The organism is Candidatus Diapherotrites archaeon (assembly GCA_016205145.1).
In the GTDB taxonomy this organism is placed as follows: domain Archaea; phylum Iainarchaeota; class Iainarchaeia; order Iainarchaeales; family JACQJH01; genus JACQJH01.
Genome location: JACQJH010000001.1, coordinates 72,600 through 88,350, shown reverse-complemented (window position 1 = coordinate 88,350; position 15,751 = coordinate 72,600). Strand labels below are relative to the sequence as shown.

The window sequence follows — 15,751 nt, the reverse complement described above, 5'->3', positions numbered from 1 at the left end:
AAAGAGACGAAAACAAAATATCACACCACATCATACTTTTTCATACACGGTTAAGCCCATCGTTTTTAAACCGTTGCCATTCCAAAAAATAATATCGTTTTCCGGGGGGATGTTCTTGGTGAGAATCGCAATCAACGGTTTCGGCAGGATCGGGAGAGTAGTTGCAAGGGCATTGCACGAAAGGCACGAAAAAAACGTTGAAATCGTGGCAATAAACGACCTTGCCCCGCCGAACACCCTGGAATACCTGCTCAAATACGATTCGGTTTACGGCAGGTTCCCCGGCGAAGTCAAGCTGTCAGGAAATTCCCTTCACGTCAACGGAAAGGAAATAGCGGTTTTAAGCGAAAAGAACCCGGAAGCCCTGCCGTGGGGAAAGCTTGGCGTCGACATAGTGCTTGAAAGCACCGGCGTGTTCAGGAGCATCGAGGACTCGCAAAAGCACCTCACTGCCGGCGCAAAACGCGTTATCCTCAGCGCGCCTCCGAAGGACAACATGAAGCAGATTGTTTTAGGCGTCAACCAGGACCAGTTCGACCACGGCAACGACAAAATAATTTCCATGGCATCATGCACTACAAACTGCCTTGCGCCGATCGCAAAGGTCCTCAACGACAGCTTCGGCATAGAAAAAGGATTCATGACCACTGTGCACGCTTACACCAACGACCAGCACCTGCTCGATTTGCCGCACAAGGACCTGCGCAGAAGCAGGGCTGCGCCGATAAACATCGTGCCGACAACAACCGGCGCGGCAAAGGCCCTTGGTGCAGTGATTCCCGCATTGCAGGGAAAGATGGATGGTTTTGCGTTGCGCGTTCCGGTTCCGGTCGGAAGCGTAACCGACCTCGTGGTTTACCTGAACAGGGATGCAAGTCCTGGCGAAATCAACGCGGAAATGAAAAAGGCCGCGGAAGGCAAAATGAAGGGCATACTCGAATACACGGAAGACGAAATCGTGAGCTCCGACATCATAGGGAATGCACATTCAAGCATTTTCGACTCGAAGCAGACAATCACGCACGGAAAGCTCGCAAAAGTCCTTTCATGGTACGACAACGAATACGGATTCAGCAACAGGCTCATAGATCTGTTCAAGTTTGTCGAAAAATAAACCAGACAACCAAACGAATGCCGGAAGAAGGTGAATGGCTTGCCTGAAAGGGTTTACAGGTTCCTCCACGAAATAAAGGGATTCTCAAAAGAATTCGCGGACGTCCCGCTGGAAACCCTCATAGCGGAATCGAAAAAACTTTCAGACCTCGACCTGCCCGAAGGCAGCGTTGTCATTGTGCGCGGCGACATCGACAGCAAAAAAAAGCTCGACGCTGAAAAGCTTGACAGCCAGAAGGCAACACTGGAATACTGCATCAAAAAAGGCTGGAAGGCTGTTGTGATTGGCCACAGGAACAGGCCGACAGCCATAGACCAAAAGCATTTCTGGGAGCAGAGCAGGGAAGCCGACCAGACGCTCTATTTTTACCCGCAGGTTACGGACCATCTTTCAAAACTCCTCGGCATTGAAGTGCATTACATCCGCAACTGGCTTAACAGGGACGCGACAGCGCTGACCCGGGAAACAATCGATTTCGTGCAGGAAATGCCGAACGGCGGCGTTCTTGTCCTTGAAAACAAGCGCTTTTGGGACGACTTGTGGATAAATCTGTGGGAAGCCGACGAGGAAAAGCTCAGGCCTTTGGCCCAAAAATTCTTCACGCTTGGAAAAAACATCCGCCAAAACCTTTCGGCAACGCTCATAAACAACGCTGTCTCGGATGCAAAAAACGTGAACTTCTCGACGGTCGGCATTGTCCCGTTCATGGAAAACGTTGTCATGGGCGAGCAGCTTGAAAGCGAATTGCACAAAATCCGCGAGGCGCGAAAGGCAAAACTCATCTCGTTTTCCGGTTCTAAACTCGACAAGGTCAAACAACTCAGGGCAGTGCTTGAAAGGGGCCATGTTGAAACAGTGGTGTGCGGCGGCCTCGTTGCAATGGCTTTAATCAAAGCGCAGGCCGAAATTGACGGAAAGGAATGCTGCATAGGAATGGTTGAAACAGCGGCGCAGGAAAAAATCGACAGGGAAAGTTTTGTTGACGCGAAAATCCTGGAGCAGGCGAAAGGCGTTGTGCTCGAAGCTAAAAAGCGGAACATAAAACTTGTTTTGCCCGTCGACTTCAAGCTTGACGATGAAACATTCGTTGAAGGCACAATCATTCCAAAGGACAGGTACGTGTTTGACATCGGCCCGAAAAGCATCGCACTCAATGCAAATGCCGTGCAGGAATTCATGCGAAAATATTCTTCCGCCCATGGCAATGACAAGCCGACTGTTTTCCACAACGGCGTGTTCGGGGTGTTTGAAAGAAAAGAATTCGCGCAGGGAACCGAGGCTTGGGCGAAAGAACTGAAATGCCTTGAAGAAGCCGGCTTCCACATCGTAGTGGGTGGAGGCGAGGGCAGGCAGATTGCGCCAAAGGCGACTGTGCTCATCGGCGGCGGAACATCCGTTCTGGGAATGTCAAACACGCCATTGCCCGCAATCAAGGCAATCTGGATGCATTCAACAGGAAAGCTGGAAAAAATTTCCTAAAAAAAAAAGAATTAAAGGATTGCCGCCGAGCCTATTTATTTTCATTCGGCACATGAACCGCTTTTCCCATGGCGTTCTCGCACGCTTCCATCAAGGCTTCCGAAAGCGAGGGATGGGGATGCACTGTTTCCGCGACGTCTTCGAGTTTCAGGCCTTTCTCCAATGCAAGGCACGCCTCGCCGATTATCTCAGACGCCTGCGAGCAGACTATTTGCACTCCCAAAAGCTTGTGCGATTTTTTGTCAGCCAAAACCTTGACAAAGCCGGAATAGCTGTTTGCCGTGAGCGCCCTTCCGCTGGCAATCATCGGAAACTTTCCAATCAGGCAATCGATTTTCTTTTCCTGCGCCTCGCGCCCGGTAAGGCCGGCCATTGCAATTTCGGGGTTGCCGTAAATCACTGCAGGAATTATTTTCGGAACCCGGGCCTTTTCGCCGCAGATTATTTCAGCAACCACTTTCCCTTCTGCGGAAGCCTTGTGCGCCAGCATCAACCCGCCGATGACGTCGCCGATGGCGAAAACGCTTTTGTTTGAAGTGCAAAGCGTTTCATCAACCACAACAAAGCCCTTTTCATTCAGCTCGACCCCCGCATTTTCCAATGCAAGACTCTGCGTCAAAGGCTTTCTGCCAACCGAAACAAGAACCCTGTCCGCGTCAACCTCGAAGGTTTTGCCGTCGCTTCCCTCAACCAGGACGCGCGCCTTTCCTTTTTCTTCAATGAGCCGCTTTGCCTTGGCGCCGGCAAAAACATCGACATTCAACTCTTTCAGGCGCTTCAAGACAACCTCAACGACATCCGCGTCAACGCTTGGCAGTATGTGCTGGCAGGACTCGATTATGCTGACTTTGCCGCCGTAGTTCGCGAAAACCGTGCCAAGCTCTATTCCAATGTAGCCGCCGCCGACAACGACAAGGTTTTTTGGTATAAAATCCAGGTCCAAAGTTTCTTTCGCGGAAAAGACAATTTCCTTAGAAAACTCAAAGCCGGGAATTTCAATCGGATAAGAGCCGGTTGCAATCACCGCATTCTTGAAGGTGATGCGCTGCGTTCCGATTTCGGTTTGCACTGCAACGCTTTGCTTCGAATCAAACGAAGCAGAGCCTTTCACCATGACAATGCCGTATTTTTTGAACAAAAACCCTATGCCGCGCGTCAGCCGGCTGACAATGCCGTTCTTCCAGTCCTGCAGCTTTTTTGCGTCAATGGAAACGTTTTCGCACTTGAAGCCGAAGCGCTCCGCCTTCTTCGCCTCGAAAAAAAATTCCGAAGCGTGAATCAACGCTTTGGAGGGAATGCAGCCCTCATTCAGGCAGACACCGCCGATGCCCGCCTTTTCCACAACGACGACCTTTTTGCCAAGCTGCGCCAAACGGATTGCGCAGACATACCCTCCCGGGCCGGCGCCTATGACAAGGACATCGGTTTTCAATTCGTTTTCAGCCAAACGCATCACGCCCAGCTTTTACGACGCTTTCAATGAAAAGTTCGCCTGCCTTGTAGGAACTGCGCACGAAAGGACCGGACGCAACGTACAAAAAGCCTTTTTGCTCGCCCACGCGCTTCCATTGTTCAAACCGTTCAGGCGGAACGAACTCCTCAACCGCCAATTGCTTTCGCGTCGGCTGCAAGTACTGGCCGATTGTCAGAAAATCGACCTGCGCATTCCGCAAATCATCCATTGCCCCGAGCATTTCCTCGAACGTTTCGCCCAGCCCAACCATAAGCGAGGATTTTGTGAAAATTTTCGAATCAAGCTTTTTCACGTTTTCCAGGACCGCAAGCGAATTCCTGTAGTTTGCCCTTGCGTCGCGCGCCTTGAACTGCAGGCGTTCCACGACTTCAATGTTGTGCGAAATTACATCGGGCTTTGCGTCAACGATTCGTGTCAGGCAATCGATGTCCGCGCGGAAATCCGGAATGAGCACTTCGACAATGGTTTCAGGCGATTCCTGTTTCACTGCGCGGATGATTTTTGCGAAGTGCGCACTGCCCTGGTCCGGCAAATCGTCCCTGTCAACAGAGGTTATGACAACGCATTTCAGGCCCCAGTCCTTTACGGCGAGCGCGATTTTGTCAGGCTCTCGTTCGTCCAATGCAATGCCCCTTGCAGCAGTTTTCACGCTGCAGAACCTGCAGCCGCGCGTGCACACGTCACCCATCGCAAGAAAAGTTGCTGTTCCGCCGGACCAGCATTCGTGGATGTTCGGGCATCTGCCTTCCTCGCAGATCGTGTGCAAGCCGTTTTGTTCAAGAGTCTGCCGCACACGCGCAAACTTGTGCAAATCAGTTCCCTTTGGCAGTTTCACCTTCAGCCAATCCGGTTTCCTCTGCTGCAATACCGGCAATTCCATGCAGCTATTTGGGAGAAAAGCAATTTTTAATGATTTTGCGGACAGTATGCTATGACACTAATGGGTTTGAAGACTCCTTTTTTCGAACAGCACAAAGCCTTGAACGGCGTGATGGTCGAATTCGGCGGGTGGGAACTGCCCGTATACTATTCAACCCTGATGGACGAGCACAATGCCGTGCGCAACAACGTCGGCCTGTTCGATGTTTCGCACATGGGCGAATTCATGATGGAAGGCCCTGACGCGGAAGCCCTCATCCAGCGCATTGTGACGAGGGACATTGCCGGCCAAAAGCTTGGGCAGATGAAAATAACCGTCATGTGCAACGAGCAGGGCGGCATCATCGACGACCTCACGGTTTACAGGCTTGGCGAGCAGAAATACTTTTTCGTCGTGAATGCGGGAACAATGCCGAAAGACTTCGCCTGGTTTGAAAAGCAGAAAAAAGAAATGAACGCAAAGGTTAAACTGGAAAACATTTCAATGCAGACGGCAAAGCTTGACGTGCAGGGGCCGAACGCGAATGCATTGACAAAAAAGCTCACGGACATTGACCTCGACGCAATAAAGTTTTACCACGGCACGGAAGGCAAGGTTGCTGGCCTCGATTCAATCATTTCACGCTCCGGCTACACGGGCGAAGACGGATTTGAAGTTTATTTTCCCTGGAACAGGGCGCAAGAAATGTGGAACGCGGCCTGGCAGGCGGGAAAAGAATTCAGCCTGAAGCCATGCGGCCTCGGCTGCCGGGATACCCTGCGGCTGGAATGCGCTTTCATGCTTTACGGCAACGACATCGACGAAGCGCATACGCCCCTGCAGAACGTCTATTCAAAGTTCGTTTCATTCAACAAGGGCTTTGTCGGAAAGGAAGCGCTTCTTGCGCAGAAGGAAAACGGCCTTGCCGAAGTTCTTGTAGGCTTTGAGGTTTCCGGCGGAATCGCAAGGCACGGCTACGAAGTCTACGGCAAGGATGAAAAAGAAAAAATCGGCGTTGTCACATCCGGCACGCTTTCACCGACACTGAAGAAAAACATCGGCCTGGCTTACGTGCCGGAAGAGTTCGCTGCGGAAGGCTCGGAGTTCAAGATCAAGGTGAGGGACAGGTTTTTGCCTGCGAAAACCGTTAAAATACCTTTTTACAAGAAAAGTTGAACGAAAAAAAGGTGAGGTTGTGTCGGACAGCAAGGTTTTGGACGGATTGAAATACACCAAGGACCACGAGTGGGTTAAGGTCGAGGGAAGCCTCGGCATTATCGGAATAACCGATTTCGCGCAGCATTCCCTCACAGACATAGTTTTCGCGGAACTGCCGCAGAAAGGCAGGCAGGTCGAGCAGGGCAAGACAGCGATGGTCGTCGAATCCGTGAAAAGCGTTTCAGACGTTTTCGCGCCGGTTTCAGGCGAAATCGTCGAAGTGAACGAAAAAGCCGGAAAGGATTCCGGCATCATCAACAGGGACCCTTACGGCGAAGGCTGGCTGTTCAAAATCAAGGTCAGGGATGCAAGCGAATTGGGCAAGCTCATGGATGCGCAGGCGTACAAAAAATATTTGGCAGAGCAGGCGCACTGAACAGCGAAGAGAATTTTGCCAAGGCAATTTTATTTTTTTAAATTATTTTTGGTGGGGTTGCATTGGACTTCGTTCCGCACACGGAAAAGCAGGCAAAGGAAATGCTGCGCGTTGCAGGCGTTTCCTCTGTTGAAGGCCTGTTCAAAGACATTCCGCAAGACAAACTGCTCAAAGAAAAACTCAAACTGCCCGATGGCATGCCCGAACAGGACCTTGTCTCGCATGTCCGGTCGTTGGCCGAACAAAACCATCACATCGGAAAGGTTTCAGGCTTTTTGGGTGCGGGTTGCTACAACCATTTCATTCCAAGCGCTGTCTGGCACCTTGCGGGAAGGGCCGAATTTTACACCGCTTACACGCCATACCAGCCCGAAATAAGCCAGGGCATGCTGCAGGCAATCTTCGAATACCAGACAATGGTCTGCGAACTGTTCGGAATGGATGTTGCGAACGCATCGCTTTACGACGGGGGTTCCGCACTTGCAGAGGCGATGATGATGGGCGTCTACCAGACCGGGCGCAAAGAAGTTGTTTATTCCAAGGCAATCAACCCCGACCATCTTGCAATCGCGAAAACCTATGCGGGCGCGCACAACATAAAACTGGTTGAAGCGGACTTTGAAGGCGGAACGACAGGCATTTCTGAACTTGAAAAAAAAGTGAATGAAAACACTGCCACTGTCCTGGTGCAGAACCCGAATTTTTTCGGCTGTGTTGAGGATTTGAAGGCGATTGAAAAAATCGTGCACGCGAAAGGCGCGTTGTTCGCTGTAAGCGTTTCCGAACCGGTTTCACTGGGCATGCTGAAGGCGCCGGGAGAATGCAACGCTGACATCGTCTGCGGGGAAGGCCAGAGCTTCGGCATTCCGATGAGCTTCGGCGGGCCATACGTCGGCATGATTGCAACCAAAATGGAATTTGTCAGGAGGCTTCCCGGCAGGATCTGCGGGAAAACCATTGACACCGAAGGAAAAGAGGGATTCATTCTCACTTTGCAGGCCCGCGAACAGCACATCCGCAGGGAGAAGGCAACTTCAAACATCTGCACGAACCAGGCATTATGCGCTCTCGCGGCAACGATTCACCTGTCATTGCTGGGCAAAAAAGGACTGCAGGAACTGGCAGAACTGAATCTGAAAAACGCGCATTACGCGGCAAAGAAGATTGGCGGAGTGCGCGGGTTTGAATTGGCGTTTAGGGCGCCGTTCTTCAACGAGTTTGTCGTAAAATGCCCGGACGCGGAAAAGTCATTGTTTGAACTGGAAAAGAAAGGCATTCTTGCGGGCATTAACCTTGGAAAATATTATCCCGAATTCAAAAACCATTTGCTTGTGTGCGCAACCGAAATGAATTCCAAAGCGGAGATTGACGCGCTGGCAAAGGCCCTGGCGGAAGTGAAATTCGCATGAAAACGGTTTTTGAAAAAAGCGTGGAAGGCAAGAGAGGCGTTGAACTGCCCAAGCCAGCCGCGGATGAAAGCATTGGCGTTGAAGGCCTTGTTCCGAAAGAATTCCTGCGCGAAAAACCTGCGGAACTGCCGGAACTGAGCGAAATCGAGGTTGTAAGGCATTACACGGGTTTGAGCAGGCGCAATTACGGGGTCGACAACGGATTCTATCCGTTGGGAAGCTGCACAATGAAATACAATCCGAAAGTCAACGAGGAAATGGCAAAGCTTCCGGGCTTCGCGCAACTTCATCCATTGCAGCCGGAAATCACGACGCAGGGCGCGCTCAAACTCATGTTTGAACTTGAAAAAATGCTGTGCGAAATCTGCGGTTTCGAAAGGTTTTCACTTCAGCCGCCTGCAGGGGCATGCGGCGAATTCACGGGCATTCGCATTGTAAGGGCATACCATGAAAGCAGGGGCGAAGGCGCAAAGAGAAGGAAAATCCTGATTCCGGATTCAAGCCACGGCACAAACCCGGCTTCAGTGACGCAATGCGGCTTCATTGCCGAAGAAATCAAATCGAATGCGGAAGGAATGATTGACCTCTCCGTGCTGAAAGAAAAAATGTCCGAAGAAGTTGCAGGCATAATGATTACAAACCCGAACACCCTCGGCCTGTTCGAAAAAGACATTGTTAAGATTTGCGAAATCGTGCACGAAAAAGGCGGCCTCGTCTACATGGACGGCGCGAACATGAACGCATTGCTTGGAATCTGCAGGCCGGGCGAACTCGGATTCGATGTCATGCACCTTAACCTGCACAAATCTTTTTCGACTCCGCATGGTGGAGGAGGGCCGGGCTGCGGGCCGGTGGGAGTGAAAAAGCATTTGGTCGAATTTTTGCCCACTCCGATGGTCGAGGAAAAAAACGGCGTTCACCATTTGAACCACAACCTGCCCAAATCCATTGGCAAGGTGAAATCGTTTTACGGGAACTTCGGGATGATGGTGCGCGCCTACACCTACATACGCGCATTGGGCGCAAAAGGAATGCGCAGGGCAGGCGAAACAGCCGTGCTGAACGCAAACTATCTGAAGGAAAAACTGAAACACGAGTATAACCTGCCACACGACAGGATTTGCATGCACGAATTCGTTTTGAATGACGAAAAACTCCCGAACGGCGTAACCACAAGCGATGTCGCGAAAATGCTTCTTGACATGGGCTATCACGCGCCCACTATTTACTTTCCCCTCATAGTGCACGGCGCAATCATGATCGAGCCGACTGAAACCGAAAGCAGGGAAACCCTTGACGAATTCGTCGAGGCAATGCTGCAAATCAAAAGAGACGCGCAGGAAAAACCCGATTTCGTTAAAAGCGCGCCCCACAACCTGCCGGTGAAAAAGCTTGACGCGGTCAGGGCGGCAAAAGAGCCGGTGCTGAGATGGCGGAAACAGGCGTGATGCTGTGCAGGGCAAATCCGTTTTCAAGGTTCCGCAGGGCAAACTGCTGAAAGTCTTCCTGGATTTTGAGCCTGCTGCGAACAGGATAATTTCCGTGAAAATCACGGGCGACTTTTTTTTGCACCCGGAAAACGGGATTGAACTGGTTGAAAAAAACCTGAAAGGCAAAAGCATTGAGGAAGCGGAAAGCGTTATCGCGCTGGCAGTAAAAGAAAACGATTTGCAGTTTTTCGGCGCGGACCCCGCAAGCATCGCGCTTGCCATAAAAATGGCTTCGGAAAACGCGAAAGGCGGTGAATAAAATGTCCGGAAAAAAATGGAGAGTTATCCTCGACAATGAAAACACCGCTTTCCACAACATGGCCACCGATGAAGCAATCATGCGCCTGCTGCCCGAAAACAAAATTCCGACCGTGCGATTGTATGCCTGGAAGCCGGCTGCAGTAAGCATAGGCTATTTCCAGAGCCTGCCGGAAGAAGTTGACGTTTCGCAGTGCGAAAAACAGGGCGTTGGCGTTGTCAGGCGCGTAACGGGAGGGGGCGCGGTATTCCACGAGCACGAACTGACTTACAGCATTGCCCTGCCCGAAAAAGGCGTTGTGCCGCAGAACATACTTGAATCTTACGCGAAAATCTGCAATGCCGTTGTCCTGGGCCTGGCTGGACTGGGCCTGAACTGCCGGTTCGTGCCATTGAACGACATCGCGGTTAATGGGAAAAAGATTTCCGGGAATGCGCAGACGCGCAGGAACGGGGTCATTTTACAGCACGGAACGGTTTTGCTGAAAGTTGACGTGGAAAAAATGTTTTCCCTGCTGAAAGTGCCGAACGAAAAGCTGAAAGGCAAGCTCATAGAAGACGTGAAGCAGAGGGTAACGTCAGTGGAAAAAGAGCTTGGCAAAAACGTCAGCTTTGCGGAATGCCAAAAGGCAATGCAAAAAGGCTTTGCAGAAAACTTCGGCGTTGAACTGGAAGAAGGCGGACTGCTTGAAAACGAAATGGCTTTGGCGGAAAAAATCGCAAAGGAAAAGTTTTCGGGAAAAGATTGGAACTACAAAAGATAAAAAGACAGAAAAATTAAGGAAAATCAAGAAAATTTACTATTTAGAAAGAAACTTTTTCTTTTATTAAGACTTTGTAGTTTTGTAGGTTTTTCTGCCGCGGCTGCCAATAAAGGTTTTTTAACAGCCTTAACCATAACATTTGTCACATATGCCGGAACAAAGAATCCGGGGAAACCCGCGGGCGGAAGCTTATTCTCAAAGGCAGGCCCACGAAGCCGAACGGGATGAAAACACCGGCAATGCCGTCAGCCGGGCCGGAGCATTTGCAAAGGGCTTTTTAGAGCGCGGGCTCGACTGGGCTTTGCATGGCCCAATGGCGGGCAGCAGGCACGGGCCGCAAAGGGCGTTTGAGGAAATCCGCAGGCTTGAAAGCTTGGGCCTGGTCACAAGGCAGGAAAAAGAACATCTTGAACAGATGCTGAAAACGCGTGGCGAAGACGCAACGCCGGCGCAATTCCAAGAAGTGCAGAAATTCATCGAAGAACGTTATAAGGTTGTTCAACGCACTGAGAGGGTGCGGAGAGGCCTTTTCAAGGACCTGCTCTTTTTGGCGGAACACGGCCTGTTCGAGGAAGAGGAAATCGGGAAAATCTGGCAGGCAGTGCATGACCCGCAAACAAACTGGCAGCAGTTGCAGCAGATTGCAATCATTGTCAATGAAAGAATGCTTGTTGCAAAGGAACAGTACAAGCTAAAACAGCCGCAAACCAGGCCAGTGCCGCAACGCTGACAAAACCAACCTTTAGCAACACTGACTACCAACCTTTAATTACTGTTTTGACAAAAAAATCTGCATGAACGTTGAACTGTCAAACATTACCATGGCTTACCTCGTGCTTGAGCTGAAGCCCGGCCTGGAAGGAAGCTTTGTCAACAAGGTCCAGCAATTGCAGAACGGCTGGCTCAAAATCAGGGTGCACACGAAAGAAGGCGGCAAAAGCCTCATCATAGCGGACAGCTGCATGTTTTTCACAGACTATTCCCTGCCGGCAATCCACAATGCTTCAGGCTTTTCAGCTGTGCTCAAAAAGCACTTGTACAACAAAAGAATAGCGGAAGTGAGGCAGCATGGCACTGAAAGGATTGCCGAAATCTGCTTTGAAGGCGGCAGGCTTGTATTGGAGTTTTTCGCAAAAGGCAACGCTTTGCTTGTGGACGGGGACGGCAAGATCATTGCCGTAAAGCGCACGGAAAAATGGAAGGACAGGACGCTCAGGAAAGGCTATGATTACAAGTATCCTGCTTCCAAGCCCGGCCCGGCAGACATAAGCCTTGAACAGATGCAGAAAATCGTTTCCTCGGAAAAACCTGTTTCGGAAATGGTGAAACAGACAGCCATTCCCCCGATCGTGGCGGAAGCCCTGCTTGGAGGCAAAAACGAGGCACAAAAAGGCGTGGAAGCACAGGGCCTGCTTGAAAAGGCGAGGGAAATTTTTGCAGTCGACGCAAAAAAGGCCGCGCCGGTTGCAAGGAAAAAAGGCGAAGAAATTGTGCTTCTGCCGTTCAAAATTTCGGGCATACCGGAAGAAGAATGCGAAAAAATCGAGTCAATAAGCGGTTTCCTGGACAAGGCGCTTGTTTCCGAAGGCCTCACAACCGGCAGGCATACGCTCAAGGTGCCGGCGAAAAAAGCCGAAATAATCGCGGCCTTTGCAGGACAGGAAAAAGGCAGGATTTCCGGGGAAAAAGTAAAGCTGGAGCGCGAAATACTTGCCCTGAAACACTCTCTCGGCGAGCAGGGGGAAGCGAAAAAAAGGCTGGAAGAAGAGGCTGAAGAGAACCGGAAGAAAGGCGAAGCCATCTACGAAAATTTCACGAAATTGAGTGAAGAAGTTGAGTTATTGAAAAGGCTTGTTGAAGGCGGCAAAACAAAAGAGGAAATTATGTATAGTGCCAAATCATTGCCGCTGGCTGTGAAGGACATCAGCCTGAAGGAAAAGACTGTCGAGATCGAAATCTAATTGCGTTAGCTAAACGTCCCAGCAGGCAAAAAAATTATGTCGAATTGGATTTGCTTAAATCCTGCGTCTTGTCTGCTGCGCCAACGGGTGCGCGTGCGGATGCACCGGAGCATGCTCGCCCTGGCCTGTGACTTCGCGCTCGTCGACAATGAAAACATCGCTCACAGCCGTGACAGCCGAATACGGGATTTCTATTATCCTGTCTTCTTTCCCGATTTTCTTGACGAATTTGCTGCCCCTGTCAACCTCTATGAGCAAATGCTCTATGTCTCCGCTGCGCTCGTCGATAAGCAGGTCAATCAGCTTGCCGACCTCTTCGCCCCTATTGGTGATGACCCTTTTAGTGGCCAACTGTCTCGCAATAGTGTACTTATACATGCTTTCACCAACTAATCATTGAAGATTATGAAATGATTTATTGTATAAATGGCTTTGCAATTTATAAAACTTACTTCTTAATACATAAAACGCCTTTTTGCCGAATTCCGCCGCGCTTCAATGGCGCCATTTTAAACAAAGGCGCCTTGAATTTTTAAATTTTGCGCCCCTAAAATTCTGCATGAGCGAAGAACTTACAGTACTGCAGGATTCACCTGACGAACTGCCGATGTACAAAGAAGCCGGGCAATCGGCGGACGCAAAAGCAGGTGCAGGCGCAAACCCCGAAGACGATGCTGAAAATGCTTGGATGTCCCCGGCAAGACTGGAAAAGCTTTTAGGCCAAGGCTACCGCCTGGCAGGCAACCACACTGCCGTGAAGGTCTGCGAGTGGACGAAAAAGGCTTTGCGCGGCGATGGCACATGTTACAAGCACAGGTTTTACGGCATTGAAAGCTGGCGCTGCGTGCAAATGTCCCCGGTTTTGGACACCTGCAATTTGGCATGCGAGTGGTGTTGGAGAGACATAAGCAAGCGCGAAACGAAGTTGAGCATAGAAGAGGACCCGGTCGACACGATTTTCGGCAACTCGGTTGAAGCGCACAAGAAACTGCTTGTCGGCTTCAAGGGCAACAGGACGGCAGTGGAACAACGCGTTTCGGAAATGGACGTGCCGATGCACTTCGCAATTTCCCTGACAGGCGAGCCTACACTGTTCAAGCACTTGCCGGAACTCATAGACGAAATCAACGCTCATGGCTGCTCGACTTTTTTGGTTTCGAACGGCACGCAGCCGGAAATGGTACGTAAACTGATAAAGCACCAGCCCACGCAGATTTATGTAACGATGCCGGCACCGGATGAGGAAACATTCAAACGCGCCTGCCACCCGCTTGAAAAGGACGCGTGGCAGAGAATTATGGAAACGCTTTCCCTGCTCAGGCACTTCAACCGCAGCGTGATAAGGCTGACCCTGACAAAAGGCGTGAATGCGAAGGACGCGAAAAAATTCGCGCAGATTGTCAAGGAAACCGCGAAGCCGAATTTCGTGGAACTCAAAAGTTATGTTGCTGTCGGCTTTTCGCGCAAGCGTGTGGGCCTGAAAGGAATGCTTGAAATGGAAGAAGTCAGGGAGTTTGCGCGCGAATTCAACGAAGAGCTTGGATTCGTTTACGCGGACGAGCATCTGCCAAGCAGGGTTGCATTGCTCTGGGACGGGAAAACCCCGCGCTGGATCGACTTCAAGGCCTGGGCGAAAGCGCACAAAACAAAGGGCGTGAAAACGGAACAGCACAGAGAATTTGAAACCCGAATTGACCCGTCGCATGAAATGAATGCAAAACTAATGAAGGCAGGCAGAGGGTTCGAACAGCAGTGAGAACCCTCAACGTCGAACCAGCCGGACGAAACCGGCTCATGAAATGAATGCAAAACTCATGCCAAAAGAAGCGCAAAGCAATAAATAAAAACAAGTTAAGCTAATTCTCTTCCATGGCATTCAAAAAGCGCGAAGAACGCGATGACCACAATCCGAGAAAGCCTGCCGAAAAGAAGGGCTTCTGGTCGTCAACCGCCACGATAATGGTCGTGCTGTTCGTTGCCGGCATGATAATCGGCATTGCCCTTGACAGCCAGGTTGTACAGCCAATGCTCAACGCGGGCAACAAAAAGCTTGCCGACTGCGAAAAGCGCTATGATTTGTCCGAACAGCAGGTAAGCCGGTGCATTTCCTGCCTCACAAAAACCGGAAGCACTGCACAGGAATGCTTCAGCCAATCCGGGCAATGAGTCATTCGCTTGCGCAAAACTTTTGGATTACGACATTTGACTGGATAGTGTCTGCGGCCGGTGCGTAAGAATAAGAGTAAGAGCATTTTCCGAAGCCCTTCAACGCCGGCATGGAATCAGACAAGCCCAAGGCCGTGAAGGCCGGAGCAGACACGTTTTGGCCGGTCTGGAAGCCAACCATTGCCGCGTCAGAGGTTTTCCTGCCCAGGTTTTCAAACACCCTGTTCTCGAAGGCATTGGACTGGTTGTTCAAAAGCATTACAGACGCGATGAGCGCGACAAAGAAGACTCCGAACAAAGCGTCAGTCGAAAAAATGACTCCTTTCCTGCCAAAGCCGAACGACATGATGACACCAAAAACAAGCTGATTGCAAGGAATGTGATCAAAGTTATATAAATAGATTAATTGTGCCGGAATTCGGCGTTTGCCGCAGACAAAGAAAGGATTAAATTCCAAGGCCTAAAGGAAATACTTGACGGCTAAATGAAAAAAGACGGGAATGCCTGGGACAAACTCGAAAAGGCCACTTTCAGGGGACCGAAAACCAACTGCGCCGAAGAAATCGACGTTATCCAGTAATTTAAAATATAGTGTGCTATAATATAATATAGGTGATTATAGTGAGTGATTCGACAACCATCCAGATTTCAAAGAAAATGAAAATGGAACTTGATTCATTTAAAGACCATCCGAGGGAAACTTATGAGGAAGTCCTGGGCAGGCTGGTCATCATTGCAAAAGAGGACGGGGAAGCTGAACTCGAACTCAGCGAAGAAACAATCAGGGATATAAAAAAGTCCAGGAAAAACATCCGGAAAGGCAGGTTTTATACCACTGAACAGATAAAAAAAGAGCTTGGTCTTTGAATGCCGTCAAAAATAATTTGGAATGAAGATGCCAAGAAAGAGCTTCTAAAACTGGAAAAACCGGTTATCGAAAGAGCGTTGAAAAAAATTTCCGAAATGGAGGGCAGTGATGGCATGGCCCTTGAAAAGGTAAAGGGCACCAGATTTTACAAGATAAGAATAGGCCATTACCGGCTGATTCTGGAAAAATTCCCAACAAATAACATATTGTCAATCCATAAAATAGGGCACAGAAAAAACGTTTACAAACAGCCCAGATATTAACTTCGTCTTCCGCCGAAAAATCGCAAAGCCATTTATTCCTTCGCCTTGCCGA

General features: G+C 50.1%; 18 protein-coding genes. 14 read left to right on the top strand and 4 right to left on the bottom strand.

What is annotated here, in order from left to right; genetic code table 11:
• Positions 1-109 precede the first annotated feature (109 nt).
• Both gap and pgk read left to right on the top strand, forming a co-directional pair.
• Positions 110-1,114: a type I glyceraldehyde-3-phosphate dehydrogenase gene (gene gap / locus HY394_00455; GenBank protein MBI4052490.1), complete on the top strand. Its 1,005-nt coding sequence runs from the start codon at positions 110-112 to the stop codon at positions 1,112-1,114.
• Positions 1,115-1,153: 39 nt separating this feature from the next.
• Positions 1,154-2,593 (top strand): phosphoglycerate kinase, encoded by a 1,440-nt coding sequence (pgk, locus tag HY394_00450; protein ID MBI4052489.1) that lies wholly within the window; start codon positions 1,154-1,156, stop codon positions 2,591-2,593.
• Between the two features lie 31 nt (positions 2,594-2,624).
• Here the strand turns inward: pgk and lpdA are convergent, their stop codons facing one another.
• Both lpdA and lipA read right to left on the bottom strand, forming a co-directional pair.
• On the bottom strand, positions 2,625-4,046 hold the full coding sequence (gene lpdA / locus HY394_00445) for a dihydrolipoyl dehydrogenase (protein ID MBI4052488.1): 1,422 nt from the start codon (positions 4,044-4,046) through the stop codon (positions 2,625-2,627).
• On the bottom strand, positions 4,033-4,947 hold the full coding sequence (gene lipA / locus HY394_00440) for a lipoyl synthase (GenBank protein ID MBI4052487.1): 915 nt from the start codon (positions 4,945-4,947) through the stop codon (positions 4,033-4,035). Before lipA ends, lpdA begins: the two co-directional genes overlap by 14 nt.
• A gap of 60 nt (positions 4,948-5,007) precedes the next feature.
• Between lipA and gcvT the strand changes: the two genes are divergently transcribed.
• The 8 genes from gcvT (at position 5,008) to HY394_00400 (ending at position 12,402) form a co-directional block, all read left to right on the top strand.
• Positions 5,008-6,102 (top strand): glycine cleavage system aminomethyltransferase GcvT, encoded by a 1,095-nt coding sequence (gcvT, locus tag HY394_00435; GenBank protein ID MBI4052486.1) that lies wholly within the window; start codon positions 5,008-5,010, stop codon positions 6,100-6,102.
• Between the two features lie 37 nt (positions 6,103-6,139).
• Positions 6,140-6,520 (top strand): glycine cleavage system protein GcvH, encoded by a 381-nt coding sequence (gcvH, locus tag HY394_00430; protein ID MBI4052485.1) that lies wholly within the window; start codon positions 6,140-6,142, stop codon positions 6,518-6,520.
• 62 nt (positions 6,521-6,582) lie between these two features.
• Complete coding sequence (gcvPA, locus tag HY394_00425; protein ID MBI4052484.1) at positions 6,583-7,929, top strand: aminomethyl-transferring glycine dehydrogenase subunit GcvPA; 1,347 nt, start codon at positions 6,583-6,585, stop codon at positions 7,927-7,929.
• Entirely contained in the window at positions 7,926-9,377 is a 1,452-nt protein-coding gene (gcvPB, locus tag HY394_00420; GenBank protein MBI4052483.1) for an aminomethyl-transferring glycine dehydrogenase subunit GcvPB, read from the top strand. The genes gcvPA and gcvPB overlap by 4 nt, the downstream gene beginning before the upstream one ends.
• A 4-nt stretch (positions 9,378-9,381) precedes the next feature.
• The gene (locus HY394_00415; GenBank protein ID MBI4052482.1) at positions 9,382-9,678 is read left to right on the top strand and encodes a biotin--protein ligase; all 297 of its coding nucleotides are present in this window, start codon (positions 9,382-9,384) and stop codon (positions 9,676-9,678) included.
• A 1-nt stretch (position 9,679) separates the two neighbouring features.
• Positions 9,680-10,441: a lipoate--protein ligase family protein gene (locus HY394_00410; GenBank protein ID MBI4052481.1), complete on the top strand. Its 762-nt coding sequence runs from the start codon at positions 9,680-9,682 to the stop codon at positions 10,439-10,441.
• Between the two features lie 148 nt (positions 10,442-10,589).
• Positions 10,590-11,171 (top strand): hypothetical protein, encoded by a 582-nt coding sequence (locus HY394_00405; GenBank protein MBI4052480.1) that lies wholly within the window; start codon positions 10,590-10,592, stop codon positions 11,169-11,171.
• 64 nt (positions 11,172-11,235) lie between these two features.
• Entirely contained in the window at positions 11,236-12,402 is a 1,167-nt protein-coding gene (locus HY394_00400; protein ID MBI4052479.1) for an NFACT family protein, read from the top strand.
• 54 nt (positions 12,403-12,456) lie between these two features.
• Here the strand turns inward: HY394_00400 and HY394_00395 are convergent, their stop codons facing one another.
• A complete protein-coding gene (locus tag HY394_00395; GenBank protein ID MBI4052478.1) occupies positions 12,457-12,780 on the bottom strand; it encodes a PRC-barrel domain-containing protein in 324 nt (107 codons plus the stop codon).
• 181 nt (positions 12,781-12,961) lie between these two features.
• On the opposite strand from HY394_00395, the gene HY394_00390 reads away from it, so the two are divergent.
• Positions 12,962-14,158 (top strand): 4-demethylwyosine synthase TYW1, encoded by a 1,197-nt coding sequence (locus HY394_00390; GenBank protein MBI4052477.1) that lies wholly within the window; start codon positions 12,962-12,964, stop codon positions 14,156-14,158.
• A 113-nt stretch (positions 14,159-14,271) separates the two neighbouring features.
• A complete protein-coding gene (locus HY394_00385; GenBank protein MBI4052476.1) occupies positions 14,272-14,568 on the top strand; it encodes a hypothetical protein in 297 nt (98 codons plus the stop codon).
• 1 nt (position 14,569) lies between these two features.
• On the opposite strand, the gene HY394_00380 is transcribed toward HY394_00385, so the two are convergent.
• Positions 14,570-14,914 (bottom strand): hypothetical protein, encoded by a 345-nt coding sequence (locus HY394_00380; protein MBI4052475.1) that lies wholly within the window; start codon positions 14,912-14,914, stop codon positions 14,570-14,572.
• Between the two features lie 266 nt (positions 14,915-15,180).
• Here HY394_00380 and HY394_00375 point away from each other — a divergent pair, with 266 nt between their 5' ends.
• Both HY394_00375 and HY394_00370 read left to right on the top strand, forming a co-directional pair.
• Positions 15,181-15,435, top strand: coding sequence for a hypothetical protein (locus HY394_00375; protein ID MBI4052474.1), 255 nt, complete (start codon positions 15,181-15,183; stop codon positions 15,433-15,435).
• Positions 15,436-15,699 (top strand): type II toxin-antitoxin system RelE/ParE family toxin, encoded by a 264-nt coding sequence (locus HY394_00370; GenBank protein MBI4052473.1) that lies wholly within the window; start codon positions 15,436-15,438, stop codon positions 15,697-15,699. It abuts the gene before it with no gap.
• Positions 15,700-15,751 lie beyond the last annotated feature (52 nt).